Source organism: Luteolibacter rhizosphaerae, assembly GCF_025950095.1.
GTDB classification, from domain to species: Bacteria; Verrucomicrobiota; Verrucomicrobiia; order Verrucomicrobiales; family Akkermansiaceae; genus Haloferula; species Haloferula rhizosphaerae.
In genome coordinates this window covers 137,757-157,347 of record NZ_JAPDDR010000001.1, presented here as the reverse complement: position 1 = coordinate 157,347, position 19,591 = coordinate 137,757, and the positions used below count along the sequence as shown (strand labels likewise).

At 64.1% G+C, this 19,591-nt stretch carries 10 protein-coding genes; 4 read left to right on the top strand and 6 right to left on the bottom strand.

Annotated features, from left to right (window positions below):
• Positions 1-13: 13 nt before the first annotated feature.
• The 3 genes from OJ996_RS00565 to OJ996_RS00555 form a co-directional block, all read right to left on the bottom strand.
• On the bottom strand, positions 14-3,460 hold the full coding sequence (locus OJ996_RS00565) for a protein kinase domain-containing protein (RefSeq protein ID WP_264510074.1): 3,447 nt from the start codon (positions 3,458-3,460) through the stop codon (positions 14-16).
• A 176-nt stretch (positions 3,461-3,636) separates the two neighbouring features.
• Complete coding sequence (locus tag OJ996_RS00560) at positions 3,637-4,362, bottom strand: RNA polymerase sigma factor (protein ID WP_264510072.1); 726 nt, start codon at positions 4,360-4,362, stop codon at positions 3,637-3,639.
• A 75-nt stretch (positions 4,363-4,437) separates the two neighbouring features.
• Positions 4,438-5,613 carry a sialate O-acetylesterase gene (locus tag OJ996_RS00555; protein WP_264510070.1) on the bottom strand — a complete coding sequence of 392 codons (1,176 nt, stop codon included), beginning with the start codon at positions 5,611-5,613 and terminating at the stop codon, positions 4,438-4,440.
• A 117-nt stretch (positions 5,614-5,730) separates the two neighbouring features.
• Here OJ996_RS00555 and OJ996_RS00550 point away from each other — a divergent pair, with 117 nt between their 5' ends.
• Together OJ996_RS00550 and OJ996_RS00545 are read left to right on the top strand one after the other, a co-directional pair.
• The gene (locus tag OJ996_RS00550) at positions 5,731-6,510 is read left to right on the top strand and encodes a hypothetical protein (protein WP_264510068.1); all 780 of its coding nucleotides are present in this window, start codon (positions 5,731-5,733) and stop codon (positions 6,508-6,510) included.
• A gap of 17 nt (positions 6,511-6,527) precedes the next feature.
• Positions 6,528-9,968: an exo-alpha-sialidase gene (locus tag OJ996_RS00545; protein ID WP_264510066.1), complete on the top strand. Its 3,441-nt coding sequence runs from the start codon at positions 6,528-6,530 to the stop codon at positions 9,966-9,968.
• 117 nt (positions 9,969-10,085) lie between these two features.
• Here OJ996_RS00545 and OJ996_RS00540 read toward each other — a convergent pair whose 3' ends face one another.
• From OJ996_RS00540 to OJ996_RS00530, 3 genes are all read right to left on the bottom strand, one after another.
• Positions 10,086-10,577: a hypothetical protein gene (locus tag OJ996_RS00540; RefSeq protein WP_264510064.1), complete on the bottom strand. Its 492-nt coding sequence runs from the start codon at positions 10,575-10,577 to the stop codon at positions 10,086-10,088.
• 108 nt (positions 10,578-10,685) lie between these two features.
• Positions 10,686-13,889 (bottom strand): trypsin-like peptidase domain-containing protein, encoded by a 3,204-nt coding sequence (locus OJ996_RS00535; RefSeq protein ID WP_264510062.1) that lies wholly within the window; start codon positions 13,887-13,889, stop codon positions 10,686-10,688.
• A gap of 688 nt (positions 13,890-14,577) precedes the next feature.
• The gene (locus OJ996_RS00530; RefSeq protein WP_264510060.1) at positions 14,578-17,775 is read right to left on the bottom strand and encodes a trypsin-like peptidase domain-containing protein; all 3,198 of its coding nucleotides are present in this window, start codon (positions 17,773-17,775) and stop codon (positions 14,578-14,580) included.
• Between the two features lie 264 nt (positions 17,776-18,039).
• On the opposite strand from OJ996_RS00530, the gene mtnP reads away from it, so the two are divergent.
• Together mtnP and OJ996_RS00520 are read left to right on the top strand one after the other, a co-directional pair.
• Positions 18,040-18,897 carry an S-methyl-5'-thioadenosine phosphorylase gene (mtnP, locus tag OJ996_RS00525; protein ID WP_264510058.1) on the top strand — a complete coding sequence of 286 codons (858 nt, stop codon included), beginning with the start codon at positions 18,040-18,042 and terminating at the stop codon, positions 18,895-18,897.
• A gap of 178 nt (positions 18,898-19,075) precedes the next feature.
• Entirely contained in the window at positions 19,076-19,420 is a 345-nt protein-coding gene (locus OJ996_RS00520; protein WP_264510056.1) for a hypothetical protein, read from the top strand.
• The last annotated feature ends 171 nt before the right edge of the window (positions 19,421-19,591 follow it).

The window sequence follows — 19,591 nt, the reverse complement described above, 5'->3', positions numbered from 1 at the left end:
TCGTCATTCCCCTCTAGCCCTGCCCCTTCCACAGCCTCGAATCCCGCGAATCCCCCTCCGGCATGATCGCCTTCTCCTCGGGCTGGATCGGATACGGACTCAGCCCCACCGGATTCACCTCCGGCCCGATCTGCTCCTCCCGCAGCTTCGATCCCTCCGGCAAAATATAGCCCGCCCCCAGCCCCGGATCCTCCACCCGGTTCCCCTCAGGCAGTGCCACCGCCTCCGCCGGATACCCGCGCTGGTGCGGCTGCCCCACCTTCCAGAACACATTGTTCTCCAGCTTCGGCGTACCATACGCCTTCGCCGTCAGCCGATCCCCGCCGATCTGCGACTGCACGATCCCTTTCCCCACGAACACGTTCCCTCTCACCAGCGGCGAGGCCAAGCCTAGCACCGCCAGCGCCTCGCGCTGATCATCCGCGATGATATTCCGCACAATCCGGTCCCGGCTCTCGAACCAGCACGAGATGCTGTTCATCTCGTTCTTCGCGAAGATATTCCCGAAGATCTCCCCCACCGTGTTCCCGGACACATAGATCCCGCTGCGAGCATTTCCCGTGATCACGCAGCCCGTGATCAGCGGCGAGCAATCATCATATCGAATCCCGTGCCAAGCAGACCCCGAGATCCGGCAGCCGCGGATCGTCGTCTTCCCCCATCGCTGGTCGGAGATCGTGATCCCGCGGTGATAGCAGTTCCGCACATCGCTGTTCAGCACCGTGATCCGGTTCCCCGCCAGCGCGATCCCCGTGCCCCATACTCCCGCCACCAGGCAATTCTCGATCAAGCCACCCGCCGCTTCCCGCACCTCGATCCCGTTCCCCGGCGAGCCCAGCACCGCACAACCCCGCATCGTCAGCTTCGCCTTGTCCGAGCTCACCACCGCGATCCGCGGTATTCCCCCGCCATGCATCTTCTGCGTCCGCAGCGACATCCCCATTCCCTCTAACAGAACCTCGCCCTCCGTCCGGATCATCACCAGCGGCTTCACCGCTTCCGCCTCTTTGCCCTCCATCGCCACCACATCGCCACCTGCTTCCAGCCGCGTCTTCTCCCAGCCTGCCCCGATGATCTTCACCGGCTTCGTGATCTCGATCCGCTCCTTGAAAACGCCCTCCGGCACCCGGATCACCGCATTCTCCGGCGCGGCGAAGAGTGCGGAGGCCAGCGTGTTGAATTCGCCCGAGCCTTCCACATGGATGAAGCGGCCCCCGCCGGAAAACCCGCGGCGGAGCCGGAGCACCATCGCCTCCGCGTCCACCTCGGCCCTCCCCAGATCGATCTCAAACACACGGCTCACCGGAGTGCTCGGCCGTATCCCGCGGAGCACTTGTCCCTGCCACACCACCGCAAGCACCCGGCCGGGCTTCGCTCGTTCCTCCTTGCGAAGCCTCTCCACCGCGTCGGCATTCAGCTCAATGACGAGATACCCCTTTCCCGTTTCCGTGGGCGTCAGCCTCACATCGGCGAGATCCTTCTCATCCGCCACCACTCCGGAGAGATAGTAGTCCCGCACATGCTTGCCCGTCATGGATCCGGGTGCTGGCCGGAAGGGCGTGCCCTTGCGCGGATCCTCCACCATCCAACGCATCTCCAAGCCTTTGCTCGGGTCGGCTTCAGCCCGCGCGACAAGATCCGCTGAAAGCATCTCCCTACGCTCGTCCTGCTGTTCCGCCTGCGGAGGCATCGCATCCCATACCCACGACAGCTTGTGCTTCTTGAGAAAGACGCCCCCCACCCCCAAACAAATCGCCAGCGCCACGAAGGGCACGAACCACCTCATGCCCGGCGACTTCAGCCGCAGCGCCCCGATCACCAACGTCGCCACCACCACCACGCTCAGGATCATCACCGCCCCCTTCTCCAGACCGCCACTGAACCACATGAAGGCCAGCAAGATTGCCGGCAGGAAATGCGCCATCAACGCCAGCACACCTTTGCCTTCTCCCTTCGGCCCGTCCCCCTTGTTGGATCCGCCGCCAGCCCGCTGTTTTGCCAAGGCCCACTGCATCCCCGCAAATTGAATCGCGATCGACACGAACAAAGCCGCCGTGCCCCAGATCCCCATGGTCCTCAGGAAGCCTCCCGCCCACGGCGCAAAGAACCTCACCGCCTCCGGATCCCTCACTCCCGGGCCATACAGATGCACACCCCTCACCCCGCCACCATGCGCATAGTAGCCCATCGCCATGCCGCCCACCGCCACCCCGCCGATGGCTAGTCCACCTACCGCCGCTAGCACGCCCAGCGCCACGCCACCCAGCGCCAGCAGCCCGAGCGCCACCCCGCCGAAGCCGAGCAATCCGGCCGACACACCGCCCACCGCGATCCCCCCGCAGGCCATTCCTCCCAAAGCGATGCCGCCCACCGCCGTATCCCCGATCGCCACCCAGCCCTTGGCCACCCGCCGCTTCTTCGTCACCGGGTCCACCCCGGAGGCCACATGCAGCAGCGGCAGCCCCAGGAAGCGCCGCGACGAGCGATAGTCCACGCCCTGCGCCGGATGGTAGTCCGCCGTGCTCGTGGTTCCATCCCCCCGCCGCGCCATCGTCTGCACCACCGTGCGGAAGTCCGCCGCCGTTTGGAATCGCAGCTCCGGCTCCTTCGCCAGCGCCCGCAGCACCACCTCGTCCAGCCGCACGTCGATCTGGATCCGCTGCGATGGAGCTACGGGAAGCGTCGTAGGTCGCTCCCCCGTCAGCATCTCATACAGCACCACCCCCAGCGCATAGATATCCGCCCGGTGGTCCACGATCTTCACCACGCTCTGCTGCTCCGGAGCCATGTAGGCCGGGGTTCCGGAGGGATCGCCCGCATCCCCTGCCAGCGTCGCGATCCCGAAGTCCGCGATCTTCACCCGCCCCTCCCGGTCTAACAAAATGTTCTCCGGCTTGATGTCTCGGTGCACGATCCCCTGCTCGTGCGCATACTGCAGCGCCTCGCACACCGGCGGCACGATCGCCAGCGCCTGCTCCGGCGGCATCTTCCCCTCCCGCAGCAAGTCCCGCAGGTTCACCCCGTTGATGAATTCCATCACCAGGTAAAAGAGCCCCTCCGTATCGCCGAAGTCGTGGATCGTAACGATATGCGGATGACTCAGCTTTGCCAGCAGCTCCGCCTCCCGCGCGAAACGGCCCGCGAATTTGGAATCCCGCTCCCGTTCCGGCGCCAGGATCTTGATCGCCACCAGCCGGTTCAGCGACTTCTGTCGCGCCTTGTAGACCACCCCCATCCCCCCGCGTCCCAGACACTCCAGGATCTCGAACTGCGGGAACTTGTCGGCCATCTCCTCCGGCGTGAGCGGCACTCCCGCCGACTCCTCCCCGCCCTCACCATCCAGCGTCCGGGAAGCCATCGCCTGCGCCATCAGGCAGGCCGGGCACATCCCGTGCGCACTCCCCGCCGGCAGCACCTTCCCGCACTCGGGACAATTCTCGGAAGCAGCATCCGTGTTCATCTCAAGAAGCCCTTAAAGATCCGCAGCGGAACGTTACGAGATTCAGCCATCTCGTCAGTAGGACAGCCCCGAGAGACAGAATTAAATCGAACCCAAGCATAGCGTCCCAATTCTGGCGAAGCGGTTCTCTTCATCGCACTTCGATTGATGATTGGAAGATTGGTGATTGATGATTTCTACTCGGCCAGCGCCGCGAACAAGGAAGCCATCTCCTCCTCCACCATCTCCCCGTTCACCAAGGTCCGCCCGATCTCCTCGCGCAGGCGATGCCGATAGCGCTTCCGCAGCCGGTGCACCGCCACCCGCGCCGCCCCTTCCGTCATCCCGAATTCCTCTGCGATCTCCGCATAGCGGATGCTTCCGCTACTCACGCTTAGGAAGGGCTTCCAGCGCCCGAAGTCCTCTTCCTCCGCCGCCAGCTCATCCAGCACCTTGTCCAGCAGCGCCATCGCCCACTCCCGGTCGTACAGCTTGTCCGGGCTCCGCTCGTCCGCCGGATCCAGACTCAAGCCCGTCTCCGCATCCTTCCAGTCGATCGACAGGTGCTGCGCGAATCCGCCCCGCTTCTGCCGGTGCTCGCGCCGCCACTCGTTCGCCATGTAGTGCTTCAGCGAGGCCAGCATGAACGCCCGGAAACGACCCCTCTGCGGATCCGCCAAACGCAGCCCCCGCCCCTCTAACAGGCTCGCGAAGAACCCCTGCACCAGATCCTCCGCATCCTGCTCCCGCTGTCCCAGCCGCCGCACATAGCGATACAGCGGTGCCCAGTAGGTCTCGAACAAGGCCGCCAGCCCCTCCCGCGCCAGCGTATCATCATCCCCCGCCGCCGCCCCCACGATCGACCATCGCGTCGTAGCGAACAGTGAAACCTGCCTGTCGGAACGATCGGGAACAGCCGCCATCTCGCCCTTACCCATACCCTTCCCCGTCTCCCCGTTACAGCCAAATCCATGGCTCCGGAGGCGTCCCTCTCCCCGTTACCGGAGCCCCTTCATCACTGCCTCCGCCAAGCGCTTCGCCACCGGCAGCTTGTCCGGCGGATGCACATCGGGTGATTCCCACCCCAGATCCTGCGTCTCTACCAAAACTACCCCTTTCAGCATCCGCGCGGCCTCTGCTTGAGCCCGCCGATACTCCGGCCAATAGCGCCGCAGAGGATCATTCCCGCCGATCCGCGGCAACTGCACCAGATAAAAGCGCAGGCCCGGATCTCCCAATCCCTGCCTCCATCCCTCCACCAGATCGACAATCAGACTACGGTTCCACTCCACATCATTGATCTCGGCATTCGTTTCCCCTTGGTACCAAAGCACACCTTCGAAAGGAAAACCGGCGAAGCCCCGCACTCCGGTTTCAAAGAGATAGCCGGGCTTATAGGGATGATTCCCTTCCATCCGCTCTCCTAGATTATCCCTCGCCCGCCCTCGCGCCCAATCACTGATCTTCTCACTCGCTAGCCAGTCCTTCCCGAACTCCTCGCGATACATCGTCCGGGATTCGATGACCTCCCGCGGCAGCCACGCCTCCGTCCCCGAGCCGCCCACCGCATTCTCCACCAGCCCGATCGGCACACCGCTTCGTTCGTGCAGCGTCAGCCCCGTCCACCAAGCGATCGCGGAGAAGTTCTCCACCGCTCCCGGTGCAGCAGACCGCCACCTGCCCTCGAAGTTCCGCCCCGCATCCAGTTTTGCGAGCAACTCCGGCTCATAGCGACGGGCATCCGTCCGCACACCTGTTAGATTGAAGACTCTCACCAGAGGAAATTTCCCTGCGGTCGAGATGGCGGACCCGCCTCCCACGGCCGAGCTCAGAGGAAAGTCCATGTTCGATTGCCCGGAACACAGATACACGCGCCCTACCACCACGTTCCCCAGCGACAGCCGCTCTTTCCCCGATTCCACCACCAGTTGCTTTCCTTCGGCACAAGCCGCCATCGGCGCTAGACCCAGAGCCCATTCACCCCTCCCGTCCGCGCGGCCTTTCACTTCTTGCCCGGCAAATCGGAGAATCACCTCCGCCCTCGCGTCGGCTTTGCCCCGCACGCTCACCTCCTTCCCCATGGGCAGCACCATGTGCTCGCCATAGGCACGCCCCAACTCCAGCGCAGCGGCAGGCATCACCAGCAACCACATCGCGGTCAGGATGGATCTCACTTCTTCATCTTCTTCGCCACCACCCGGCGTGTCGACCCCACCCGAACTGGTAGCCACACCAGACCAGTCCGCGACCATTGCTGCTGTCCGCCCGTCCGCATGGACTGGTGCCGCACTATGAACCGCACTCTCCCCGCCATCGCCTCAATCCTCCTCACCGCCGCCGCATCCGGCACCGTCGTTCTCTCGGAAGACTTCGGCTCCACCGCGGCAAATCCCACCGCCATCACCTTCACCGCGCAGCTTACTTGGAACTACTCCGACAGCGTGGACACCGCCGTGAACGCGAACGCGTCACGCCTCTTTAACCCCGCCGCCGCAGGATCCGGAGAAACCACCCACGGCTGGATCAGCTCGCTCGCCGCCGGGAATACCTACCAGCAGATCCAGACCAATCAAACCTTCGGCACCTTGCCCGCCCTCGGCAGCGGCGAATACTACCTCATCACCCTGAGCTGGTATGCCTCGGCGCAAACCAACGTCGCCACCAGCGACCTCAACGCCTACGTGAACTTCGCCTCCGCCGGCAATGCCTTCACCTTCATCGGCGGCTCGAACGGTGCCCTCACCACCCCGAATTTCGTCGCCCAAACCCTCGGCGATTCGAATACCGCCGCGGACGCCCTCGGCCTCAACTTCATCGCCCAAGGCGGCCCCTCCGGCATCACCGGCGGCGGCTACAATACCGACCGCAGCTACACCGCCACCTTCGCCACCATCGATAGCCTGGATGGCGATGCCTTCTCGCTCGTGCTCGGCCGCACCACCAATCTCTCCGCCACTCCCTTCGTCTTTTTCGATAACATCGTCATGGACGTGAGCGTGGTGCCGGAGCCCTCCGCCAGCCTCCTCGGCGGCCTCGCACTGCTCGTTCTGCTCCGCCGCAAGCGCGCCTGATCTCCACTTCACCGCCCATGCGCCTGCCCCGCCTCGCTCTTGTCCTCCCGCTTCTCTCCGGGCCTCTCGCCGCGGAGACGCTGGATATCTTCATCCTCACCGGACAGTCGAATTCCCTCGGCACCGTCGGCACCACGGATGTCTCCATGCGCCATGGACTGCCCGGCACTCATCCGGCAGAGCAAGCAAACGGCATCCCCTTCTACTGGGACAATCGTAGCGACGGCACACCTGCGGGGGACACCGCTCTCGGCAAGTCCCCCGGCTGGACCCGCATCGGCGCTCAAACCGGCGGCTACTATACCGGGAATGACGACCACTGGGGCCCGGAGATCGGCTTCTCCCGCATGCTTTGGAATGCCGGCTACCGTCACTTCGCGGTGGTGAAGGCATCCCGCGGCGGCGGTGGAAATACCTTCTGGCAGAAGAGCGCGGCGGATCACCATATGTACGATCATGTGGTGGCCACGGTGGCCGGGGCTTTGGCAGATCTGCCACCCGGTTACGATAGCGCACGCATCGCAGGACTTATTTACGTTCAAGGAGAAAGCAACGGAGCTACGGAAGCCGCCGAAGCAGGCACGCGCTTCGGCGAGCTGATGGCGAATCTTCAGGCCGACCTGCCCTCCGCCACGAACATGAAGGCGGTATTCGGCGAGATCGCGGGCTCCGGCACGAACCGCGATACCACCCGCGCCGCCCAAGTCGCCTTGGCAACCAGCCAGGCCGATATCGGCTACGCGGAAAGTACGGGACTCGTCGTACACAATCAGGACGGCCAGAACGTCCACTACGATGCAGAGAGCCAGATCCTCCTCGGCGAGCGCATCGCCGCGGAAATCATCGCCCTCTCCGCCCTGCCGCAGCAGCCGCTCCCGGAGTGGGCGAGCGTCCATGGCTGGTTCGTCGCGGACAACGGCACCGGCTTCGACGCGAATGGCGCGGTCAACCGCTGGGCCACCCTGCACAACGGCGCTGCCACCCGCGATCTCACCCGCCGCGTCGCCGGGCAGACCTTCCGGCGTTCCGTCGTTTCCGGCAGCGGCGAATCCCGCAGGGTCATGCACTTCGATGGCAGCAACGACCTCTGGGCGAATGCCAGCACCGAGTTCGGCGCGATCAGCGGTCCCCGCAGCGTCGCCATCCTCTGCCGGGTCGGCTCCGCAGCAAACGGCTTCCTTTTCGATGGCACCACCGGCAGCGGCAAGACCCGCGCCCAAGTCCGCAACGGCTCCTGGCAAGCCGGCACCACTGCCACCGCCGGCGCATGGGATAGCGCGGAGACCGCCACCACCGCGCGCCAGACCGGTATCTGGCAACAGCACGTCTTCACCTACGCCCCGGATGGCACGGGCAATACCACCATCAGCCACTGGATCGATGGCAGCCTCGCCGCCACCGTGACGGATTCGGGCACCGCCCCGCTCGGCGGGCTCATCCTCGGCTCGAACGGCGGCTCGCCCTTCTCCCGGCTCTCTGCCGATATCGCGGAGCTCGCCGTCTACAGCTCCGCGCTCGATGCCAACGCCATCGCCGCGCTGAAGACCGCATGGGATACCCGCTGGGGAGCCATCGCCCCGCCACCCTTCACCATCGCCATCTCGCAGGCTCCGCGATCCATCGCCCGCTTCGGCCGGCACAATCTGTTAGAAGCCAGCATCGATAACGACGCCGGTGGCACCACGCTTGTTCAAGCCGCCATCACCCTCGCTCCCGGCACCCGCCAGCACATCGCCTCCGTCGCCTTGGTCTCGCAGGATACCGGTGCCACCCTCGCGCAGCTCGATTCCCCATCCAGCGACTCGCTCGTCCTCCCCTGCGTCCTGCCGCTCGCGGAGGGAACGAACCGCCTCGCCATCGCCATCATCCCGCAGCGCCACCCGCCGCTCGGCACCACGCTCGATGCCACCTGGGATTCCCTCGGCTTCTCCGGCACCCGTAGCGGCACCACCGTTCCACCGCAAACCGATCCCGCCGGAGTCCTCACGCTCGCCCTCGTCCCCGCCTTCACGGATGTCGTCGTGGGCGGCGAACAAGGCATCGTGAACTTCCGCATCCCCGGCATCGTCAGCGATCCCTCCGGCACCCTCCACGCCGTCTACGACCACCGCTATAACAACAGCGCCGACCTCCCCGGAAACATCGATGTCGGCTACAGCCGTTCCACCGACGGCGGCGCCACCTGGACCGAGACCCGCGCCATCATGGACTACGATTCCAGCGTCAGCGGCTCCTCCGGCAATGGCGTAGGCGATCCCTGCATCCTCCGCGATCCCGCCACCGGCACCCTCTGGGTCGCCGCACTCTGGTCCTTTGGGAACCGCGCTTACAATGGCTCCGGTCCCGGCACCCTTCCCTCCGAGACCGGCCAATACGTCCTCTCGAAAAGCGATGACGGCGGCGATACCTGGAGCGAGCCCATCAACGTCACCGCCGCCGTGAAGGACGACCCCAACTGGCGCCTCATCTTCGATGGCCCCGGCCACGGCATCGCCCTGCGGAATGGCACGCTCGTCTTCCCCTCCCAGTACCGCGATGCCTCCGGCACCGTCCGCGTCTGCTCCGTGTTCAGCTCGGATCACGGCGCCACCTGGGACTTCGGCGCGGACATCCCTGTCGATTCCCCGCAGACGAACGAGAACACCGTGTGCGAGCTCGATGACGGTCGCCTCCTCTTCTCCATGCGCACACCCACCGCCTCGAATGGCCAGCGCGCCTGGATCCGCTACACCCCGGGCGGCGAGGTCCCCATGCGCGATGGCACTTGGGGCAGCCTCTTCCGCCTCCCCTCCGTCCCGGATCCCGTCTGCCAGGGCAGCGTGCTCCAGTGGGCCAGCCGCCACCGCGGCGATCCGCGCGAGCTCATCCTCTTCGGCAATCCCGCCAGCAGCTCCAGCCGCTCGAATTTCACCCTCCGCGTCTCCGCCGATGGCGGCGATTCATGGCCCGTCTCGCGACAGCTCTACGCCGGCTCTTCCGCGTACTCCTCCCTCTGCATCCTGCCGGACCGCTCCATCGGCATCCTCTTCGAGAAGGACGACTACTCCCGCATCACCTTCGCCCGCGTGGAGGAAGACTGGCTGCTCAACCCCGCCGTCGATACCGATGGCGACGGACTTCCCGATGCTTGGGAACTCCTCAATGGCACCAACCCCGCCATCCCGGATGCCGCCGCCGATCCCGACCGCGACGGTGCTTCTAACAGCGGGGAATATTCCGCCGGCACCAATCCCCTCGATCCCGGCTCTCTACTACGCATCTCGGAGTTCGCCACCACCGATGCCCATCACCTGGAATGGGCCAGCGTTCCCGGTCGCAGCTACCTCGTCGAGGAAAGCAGCGACCTCGCTAACTGGCAGACTGCCCTGCCGCTCGTCCTCGCCACCGGCCCCACCACCACCGCCACCCTGCCCCTCAATACTGCGACCCGCCGCTACCTCCGCGTCCGGCCCCAGTGACTCCCATTTCAAGGAACCACGGATGAACGCGGATAGACACGGATGAAACGCCAGCGAACCGTAATCGCCTTCCGCCTCCCCATCGCGCCATTCCCGGTTAAGATCTCATCCTGACGATTAATCCTCCCACATCTTCTTCAGCACGAAGGTCATGGGTTGGACTTCATTATCCTGTTTCATCCAGCCGCACATGAGACCGAGGAGCTTGATGGCATCCATCTTGGAGAGGGCTTTGACGCGAAGCGTTTCGATCTCCCCGCGGCGGGTAAGGGTGTATTCCTGAACGAGGGGATGGTTTACATCCAGATCGGCTACCGGGGTAAGGATGATGGAGGTCAGGAGTTCGAGAACCTCGTTGCGTTTGAGCACGCTTGCTTCCTCCGCCTCCGCACGACGCCGGGCAATCTCCTCTACTACGGCGGGGTGCCGGGCAAGCATGGCCGCGCCGTGAGGAGCACTCACCGAATAGGCGCGGCGATAGGCCTCACGGAGCGACTTACCCTCGCCAACCAAACGGGCGAAGAGCAGCTGGCGGGAGTTCAACTTGTAACGCCCCTTGGGCTTCTGGCTGGCGGCCAATTTCTCCCCTTCACAGTTTTCGTCAGACATTCCCGCAGGATAGCAGGGGCCCTTGCCTCCGGCCCAAGGATTTCAGCCTTGCCGGCCTCAATTCGGAAATATCCTGTTCCGCTATCGCTCCCGCACACCCGGCACAGCTTAGCGGATCTGGAGCAGATAGATCGAGGGCCGCGTCTTCTCCACCATGTCGGGCAGTTCCATCTTCGCGCCCCTGCCTACCGCATCGGGGACATCGATGCCCTCCAGCAGCGTCTGGATCAGCGAGATCTTCTGCGCGTAGTTCACCACTTGCGGGATCGAGCCGGATTGCTCGAAGGTCGCGGCATCCGACAATTTCGCTTGGATCATCCCCACCACCGCTCCATTCCCGTCCAGCAAGGGACCGCCGCTGTTCCCCGGCTGCACCGGAACGGAAATCTGCATCAAGCGCGGATCGTCCGCGGGACCGCTCAGACTGCTCACGATCCCCTCCGTCACCTTCGCGGCGCTCCCTTGCAGGTCCGAGTTGGGGAAGCCGATCGTCGCCACACTCTCCCCCATCAGCACCTTCGTCCTCAGCAGGAGCGGCTTGGTCGCGCCTTCGATCTTGATCAACGCGATGTCGTTGACCGTATCCGTCTTCAAGAGCCGGGCCACGCGCATCCGTCCATCCTCACCTGTCACGGTGATCTCCTTCGCACCCCTCACCGCGTGCGCCGCCGTCATCAAATGACCGCCCGGGGAAACCGCCCACGCGGTGGCGGATGCCAGCACCGGCGCGTCACGCCTCTTCACTGGAGCCCTATCTTCCCGATTCGGAACCGGAGCAGGAGCAGGAACTGGAGCCGGCCGCTCATCCGGCTCCTCCACATCGCCGTTCAAGACGAAGTCCAAAGGCTCTTCAAAAGAGGTGATCACCGGCTCCCCCGCTTGGATCCGCTGCGCCATGACCGTCTTCGCCTTCTTCACCAGCGCGAAGTACTGCTGCGTCCGCTTCTTCGCCTTCTGAATCTTTGCCTGACTCATCTCGCCATCGAGCACCTTGAGGATTTTCGCCCCATTCTTGCGCACCAATTCACTCTCGCTCGCCGCCGTGGCACTTGCCCACATGTAGGCCTCCTCATGATCTTTCGGTACGATCTTCCCGCTCAGATACAGCATGGAGAGGAAATACGGTGCATAGGCATCGCCAAAGACAGCAGCGGTCATGTACCACTTTTCCGCTTCCGCTCCGTCCGCTTGGATCTCCTTCCCTTTCGAGTAGAGTTCCCCCATCGCCCCCATCGCCGTGGTCGATCCCGCCCGGATCGCCGCCTTGTACCACTTGATCGCCTTGGAGAGATTCTTCGGCACGCCCTTTCCCTCCAGATAACGCTCACCGGTGATCGTCATGCAGATGGGAATGCCCTTCTCCGCCGCCGCCTCATACCAGCGCGTCGCCTCCCTCGCATTGGCCTTCACACCCCTCCCCTTCTCATAGGCAGCCGCGATCGCATACATCTCGTCCTCGTCTCCCGCTTCGGCCGATGCTTTCAAAAGCTTGAAGGCCTTGGCCGCCGCCTTGGAATCCACCGGGTGCTCGGTCAGCAGAAGCGTGTGGGCACTGGAGATATCCCCCGCTCCTGCCGCGAGCGCCCACCAGCGCAGCGCTGCCTTCTCGTCCCCATCGGGCCCATTTTCGATGCTGCGTGCGATCCGCGTCAAAGCAAACACCTGCCCTGCAGGCGGCTCATCCTTCAGCGCATCCTCGACCGCTGCTGTCCAACGCTGGATCTCCTGTGCGTCGTTTGCTTTCGCCTGCTTGTTCTCCAGCAGCCTGAGCAGCTTCGCCACACCTTCGATACTCCCTGCCTCCGCCGCCTTGCGATAGTAGCCCGCCGCTTCCCCACTTCGTTTCGTCGCACCCTTCCCGCTCAAGCACACATCGCCCAAATATTCCCACGCATCGTCACTACCCTTCGCCGCGGCTTCCTTGAGCACACGCTCCGCCTCGCCGAGATCCTGCTGCTTCAGCCAGTAGCGGCCGGCCATGTAGAGGGAATGCGCCCGCCCCGTCGCCGCCGCCTTGCGATGCCACTTGCCCGCCTCCACGCTGCTTTGCGCCTGCATGTGGCCCCTGGCGTACTGCTCCGCCAGTTCGGTCATCGCCTGCGGCAGCCCTCCCTCCGCCGCACGGGTATACCACTTCACCCCGTCCGTTTGTAGTGCGATCAAGGCCGCCTCGTGAATCAACCGGTAGGCTTGCATCGGAGGAGAAGACTCCTGCATCCGCAGGAAAAGCGACTCGCGTTCGTTCTCACGTAGCGTCCTCCTCCCGTCCCTTACCTCGGATCCCAGCTTGATCATCCTCGCCATCGCGATCGCCGCCTCCGCAGGCTCCAGCAGCGACAGCCACTGGGAGGCAGCCTTCGAATCCTTCGGCATGTCCAAGCCGCTCTCCAGCGCGAGGAACCACTTCTCCGCCAGCGCCGAATTTTTTGGCGTCGCGGAGTCCTGCTGCAGCTTGTTAAGGAGAGCGCGGTGCCAAAGGCCGCCATCCTTCCTCCCGCCCAGCTTCGCCAGCGCCAGCCGGCTCGGACCCCAGCCCGCTTGGGCAGCTTTCTGATAGTACCTCTCCGCCACCCCTGCGTTCATCGGGATCAGCAGCCCTTGGGCATGCATCTCGCCCAGCATATGAATCGCCGCTGGATAGCCCTCCGCCGCCGCTCGGTTCAGGATTCCAATGACCTGCTTCTCGTCCGCCTCCGTGCTCCCCCAATCCTTCCACTGGTAGAATCTCATCGCCCACTCCACCGCCGCCTGCTTGTCGCCCGCGGCGATCGCCCGCCTCATCAGCGGCAGGTTGCGACCCAGGTGACTCGCATGGCCCTCCATCGAGCCAACTAGATGCAGACCCTTTGCCTTGCGCGCCGGCGATAGCGCCGCCCATCGCAGCCACACCGCATTCGCCGAATCCGCTCCTGCCAGCAAGGGCTCGCGACTCGCCTCCGCCAACTCTTCCGCCTTCTCTTCGTCACACAGGCGGCCCTGCCCCGTCCGGAACATATCTGCCAGAATCGCCGTCCCCACCGGGCATCCCCCCGCCGCCGCCTTCTCCGCCCACATCGCCGCCTCCTCGAACACCGCATCACTCGGCGGGCCGTGATAAAGCGCATCCGCCAGCATCGCCTGCGCCATCGCATCCCCCGCCTCCGCCTTGGCCCGATGCTCCTCACCCGCCCTCGCCTGCACCACCGTCGCCAAGCGCCTAACCTCCACCGCAGCCCCCTTCTCCCCCTCCTCCGCCGCGACCGGGAAGGACAGCAAGCAAGCAGCACCCGCCACCACCACAGGGATCGCAAAAGGATTCAACAACCTGGACATCGGGCAATCAGCGAAAAATGGGAGCACGTCGAACCAAGCCCGATCTAGCAGCCCACCCACAAGTGTTCAAGCGATTACTCACCGGCATTCGATCACATCCTCCACTGATCTTACCAATAACTCGGCACTCACCTTTCTGCAGGCCCACCCCATCCCCCACCTCCTCGAAACCCTCCCCTCCTCGCACCTCTTCGCGGCAAAAATCCTTACCCCCTCTCCACCTCCACACCCCTGCCTTCCTCCCTTCCCTTCTGCTCAACAATCACCTCAACCCCGCCCTCAACTTTTGCGCCTTCTTGCGCCTCTTCGCGGTTAAAATCTCTTCCACTGATCACTGCCCACTGATCACTCGGCACTTCATCTCACATCCCTCCATCCATCTGCGTTCATCCCGTTCACCTGTGGTTGAAAACCCTCTCCCTCACCCGCTCCTCTTCGCACCAACTCCGAACTCGTCCCTATATTCCGTTGTGCCCCCTCCAAAGCCACCATCCGATCTAAGATTGGAAGATCACCAATTGTTGATCCCCCCATGACCCCAATCGGCATCATCGGCGGCAGCTGATTCTACGAAATCGAAGGCTTCGAACAAACCGAAGAGCGCCACATCGCCCCCCTTTCGGCCCGGTGCCGGGCAAGCATGGCCGCGCCGTGAGGAGCACTCACCGAATAAGCGCAGCGGCAGGCCTCAGCGGATCTCCAGCAGATACACGGAGGGCCGCGCCTTCTCCACCATATCCGGCAGCTCCAGCTTGTCTCCCTTCGTCACCGCATCCGGCACTTCGATCCCTTCCAGCAGCGTCTGGATCAGCGAGATCTTCTGCGCGTAGTTCACCACCTGCGGGATCGACCCGGACTGCTCGAAGGTCGCCGCATCGGACAATCTCGCCTGGATCATCCCCACCACCGCACCACTCCGGTCCAGCAGCGGACCGCCGCTATTTCCCGGCTGCACCGGCACGGAGATCTGCAGCAACCGCGGATCATCCTCCGGTCCGCTCAGGCTGCTCACGATTCCCTCCGTCACCTTCGCCGCACTCCCCTGCAGGCTCGAATTCGGAAATCCGATCGTGGCCACACTCTCGCCCATCAGCACCTTCGGCCGCAGCATCAGCGGGCGGGTCTTCCCTTCGATCTTGAGCAGCGCCAGGTCGTTCCGCACATCCGTCTTCAGGATGCTCGCCACCTGCTTGGTTCCATCCGCAGCCGTCACCGTCACCATCGTGGCCCCCTTCACCGCGTGCGCCGCGGTCATCAGGTGCCCCTCTGCGGATACCGCCCACGCCGTGGCCGAGCCGATCACCCGTCCTTCGCCGGCGCTCTCCTTTGTCGCCTCATTGCGATCCGGCCCAGGCCGCGCTTCGGGAGCAGGCTCCTCGTCCTCGACATCCACCTTCGCGAAATGGAAGTTCAGAGGCTCGTCGAAGGAAAGGATCACCGGTTTCCCCGCTTGGATCCGCTTCGTGAGCCAGGCCTTGGATTCCTTCACTATCACGAAGAACTGCTGCGTCCGCTCCTGCGCCTTCTGCACGCTCTCCGGGCTCACCACCTCCTCCAGCGCCTTCCGCAGCTTTATCGCCTTCTCCCGGATCGCATCGTCATCGCCCGCCGCCGCCGCATTCGCCCACACGTAGGCCTCCACATAATCCTTCGGCACGATATCACCGCTCAGATACAGGATGCAGAGGTTATACATCGAGAACCCGTCGCCGAAGGCGGCCGCCGTCTCGAACCACTTCACCGCCTCCTCCCCGTCCGGCCGCAGGTGCTTCCCATCGGAATAGAGATGCCCCATCGTCGCCATCGTCGTGGTCGATCCCTCCCGGATCGCCGTCTTGTACCACTTGATCGCCTTCGTCAGATCCTTGGGCACCCCCTCACCTTTCAGATAGCGATCCCCGATGAGCTGCAGCGAGAAGTAGTCCCCCTTCTCCGCGGCCGCCTCATACCACCGCGTCGCCTCCTTCGCGCTGGCCTTCGTGCCGTTCCCTACCTCGTAGGCTCTCGCGACCATATACATGTCGTAGCTGTCTCCGGCTTCCGCCGAAGTCTTCAGCACCTCGAATGCCTTCGCCTTGGCTTTTGCCTCCACCGGCTCCTCGACCAGCAGCACCAAGCGCGCGCTCGAGGTATCACCCGCCTCCGCGGCCCGTATCCACCAGCGCATCGCCGCCTTCTTGTCGCCGTGCGGGCCGTTGCCGATCTTCCGCGCCGTGTTGGTCAGAATGTAGATCCGGCTGCGCGAATCCTCCTCGGCCAAGGCTTCGTCGATCGCCGCATTCCAGCGTGCCATCTCCTGCGCATCGATCGGTTTCGCCTTCTTGCTCTCCAGCAGTACCACGAGCTTTCCCGCCGCCGCGAAACCTCCGGTCTCCGCCGCCTTGCGATAGCAGCCCGCCGCTTCCGCCACCCGCTTCGATGCCGCCTTTCCTTCCAGGCAGATATCTCCCAGATGCTCCCACGCCAGACCGTCGCCTTGGGAGGCCGCCACCCGGAACAAACGCTCCGCCTCTTCGACATCCCCCTGGTCCAGCCAATAGCGGCCCGCCATCAGGTTCGCATGCGGATCACCCGTCGCCGCCGCCTTCCGGTACCAGTTCCCGGCTTCCGTGGCACTCTTGGTCCGACCGTAACCCTCCGCATACTGGCGCGCCACATCCAACATGGCCGAGGCGATCCCGCCCTTCGCGGCACGCAGGTACCACTTGTTGCCATCCGTCTCCCGCGCGAACAAACCGGCGTCTTGAATCAGCCGGTAGGCCTGCGGCGGCGGAGATGACATCTCCATCTTCTCGAACAGCGCATCCAGCTCAGCCGCGCTGTGCGTTGGACCCACCTTCGCGCTATTGCACGCCGTCTTAATGACCTTCGCCAGCGCGATCGCAGCCTCGGGTGGCGGCAGCATCTCCAACCACCGCGCGGCATCGCCCGGGTTCCGCTGCAAGCCCTGACCGCTCTCCAGCGCATGGAACCAACTCGCCGCCAGCGCCGAATCCTTCGGGCTCCTGGAGTCCTCCTGCAGCTTTCGCAGCAGAGCCTCCCGCACGAAGCCCTTGTAGCGACTGCTGACCACCTTCGCCAGTGCCAGTCGACTCGGATTCCAGCCTGCCGCCGCGGCCTCGATGTAGAATGTCTCCGCCTTCGCTTCATCCATCGGGATCAGAATCCCGAACGCATACATATCCCCCAGCATGTGCGTCGCTGCGGGGTGGCCTTCCTTCCAAGCCCGCTGGAGAACCTCGATCACCTTCTTCTCGTCCTCCCTCCCGCTCCCCCAATCCTTCCACTTGTAAATTCTCTCCGCCCACTCCACTGCCGCCTGCACGTCTCCCGCGGCGATCGCCCGCCTCATTAGCGGAAGGTTTCGGCCCAGATGCTTCGCATTGCCCTCCAGAGACCCGACGAAGTACAGGCCTTCCGTCTCGCGTGGCGGCGATAGAGCCGCCCAGCGCAGCCACACCGCATTGGCAGAGTCCGTCCCGGCCAGCAGCGGCTCCCGGCTCGCTTCCGCCAATTCCTCCGCCTTCTTCTCATCGTGGGCCCGGCCCTTTCCCGTGCGGAACATGTCCGCCAGGATCGCCGTCCCGATCGGGCATCCTCCCGCCGCGGACTTCTCCGCCCACTGCGCCGCCTCCGCAAAAGCCGCGTCGCTCGGGAGCCCGTAATACAGAGCATCCGCCAGCATGGCCTGCGCAAGCGCATCCCCCGCCTCCGCCTTGGCTCGATGCTCCTCACCCGCCTTCGTCCGCACCTCCGTCGTCAAGCCTCCCACCGCCACTCCAGACCCGGCCGTCCCATCCTCCTGAGCCCGCATCACCCCGTAAGGAATCAGCAAACCCAGCATCACCATAAGCCGGGCCGGAACATCATTCACCATCGCACGCATCGCCGAATCGTAAGGGGGAGGAAAAAACCCGGCCCCTATCTATCAACCACCCCACTCCTCATCAAGGCCCTATCCCCACCCACCTCCACCCTCCCGGATCTCATTCGCGTCCATCCGCGGTTAAAAACCTCTTCCACTGATCACTCGGCACCTGCCTTCCCTCCCAACTGAACCCTGAAAACTAGCAAACTCATCTCCCCCCGGGGGGGCATCCCCACCCCGATTTAAGATTGGAAGATCACCAATTGCTGATTCCCTCCCCGCATGACCCCAATCGGCATCATCGGCGGCAGCGGACTCTACGAAATCGAAGGCTTCGAACAAACCGAAGAACGCCACATCGACACCCCCTTTGGCCCGCCCTCCGATGCCCTCGTCGGCGGCACCCTCGCCGGTCGCCAGGTCTGGTTCCTCCCCCGCCACGGCCGAGGCCACCGCCTCCTCCCCACCGAGATCAGCCACCGCGCGAACATCTGGGCCCTCCGCTCCCTCGATGTCCGCTTCCTCATCTGCGTCACCGCCGTCGGCAGCCTCAAGGAAGAGTATCATCCCCGCGACATCGTACTACCCGACCAGTACTTCGACCGCACCAGCCGCCGCGAACACCACACCTTCTTCGGGAATGGCATCGTCGGCCACGTCGCCTTCGCCGAACCCGTCAGCGAAGGCCTCCGCCGCATCCTCTACCAAGCCGCACAAGAAGAGGAAGCCCGCGTCCACTTCGGCGGCACCTACGTCAACATGGACGGCCCCGCCTTCTCCACCCGCGCGGAGAGCGAAACCAACCGCAAACTCGGCTTCGACGTCATCGGCATGACCAACCTCCCCGAAGCCAAGCTCGCCCGCGAAGCCGAGATCGCCCTCGCCACCCTCGCCATGATCACCGACTACGACTGCTGGAAGACCGACGAAGCCCCCGTCACCGCCGACGCCGTCATCGCCCACCTGCATGCGAACGTCAGCATGGCCAAACGCATCATCACCCGCGCCATCCCCCAGATCCCCGAGCACCCGGAGTGGCCCGAACACCGCTCCCTCGACAGTGCCATCATGACCCCCAACAACCTCTGGCCCGCCGAAACCCGCGAGAAGCTGGAACCGATCCTCCAGCGCTTTCTCTGACCCCATCAAGCGCTCCCGGGAGCGCCAGGCTCCAGCCGTGCCGAACCCACCCCTCTGTCTCCGACACCCATCGTAGCGAGATCACTTCGAGATCGAGGACATCCCACGTAGGGATATGCCATGGGCGGATCCCCTCTACGGGATGTGGCAAGAAGTTTGGAAGTGATCCTCTACAAAGATGAAAGCGATTCTAGCAGCTGTGGTGTGCTTGGCGGTGTGTGCATGCCGGAGCGAGCAAGGAGAGAGGGCTGCTCCGACTGAGAAGCCATCAAACCAAGCTATAGAGCGGACGCTCACCGATCTGAAAGATGCCACAAAGGTTCAACTAAGGGCCGACTTCAACGAGCGAACGAACAAGGGCCTGGACTTCGATCTGAAGGGAGCCAATGCGACTTTGGCTAAAGCTCGGGAGCACGCAGCGGCTTCTGGAGTTCCCCAGTCCGAGATTGAAAACGCGGAAGCAAAAGGTCGGGAGGAGATGGGTAATGCTATCCGACGGGACCTATCAAAGCCGATAGATTAGATCTAAGGTCAGATGAAGTCGTCCCGAAGACCCGCTGAGCGCCGCTGAGCGTATTGCCGTCGAGACTTACATAACAAGGCTCCCGGCACCCTTCTAGGGTGCGAGACAGGCAGGTCAGGCCACTGTTCCCCGCGACACCCACAGCCCTGTTAGAAACTGCAATTCAACGCT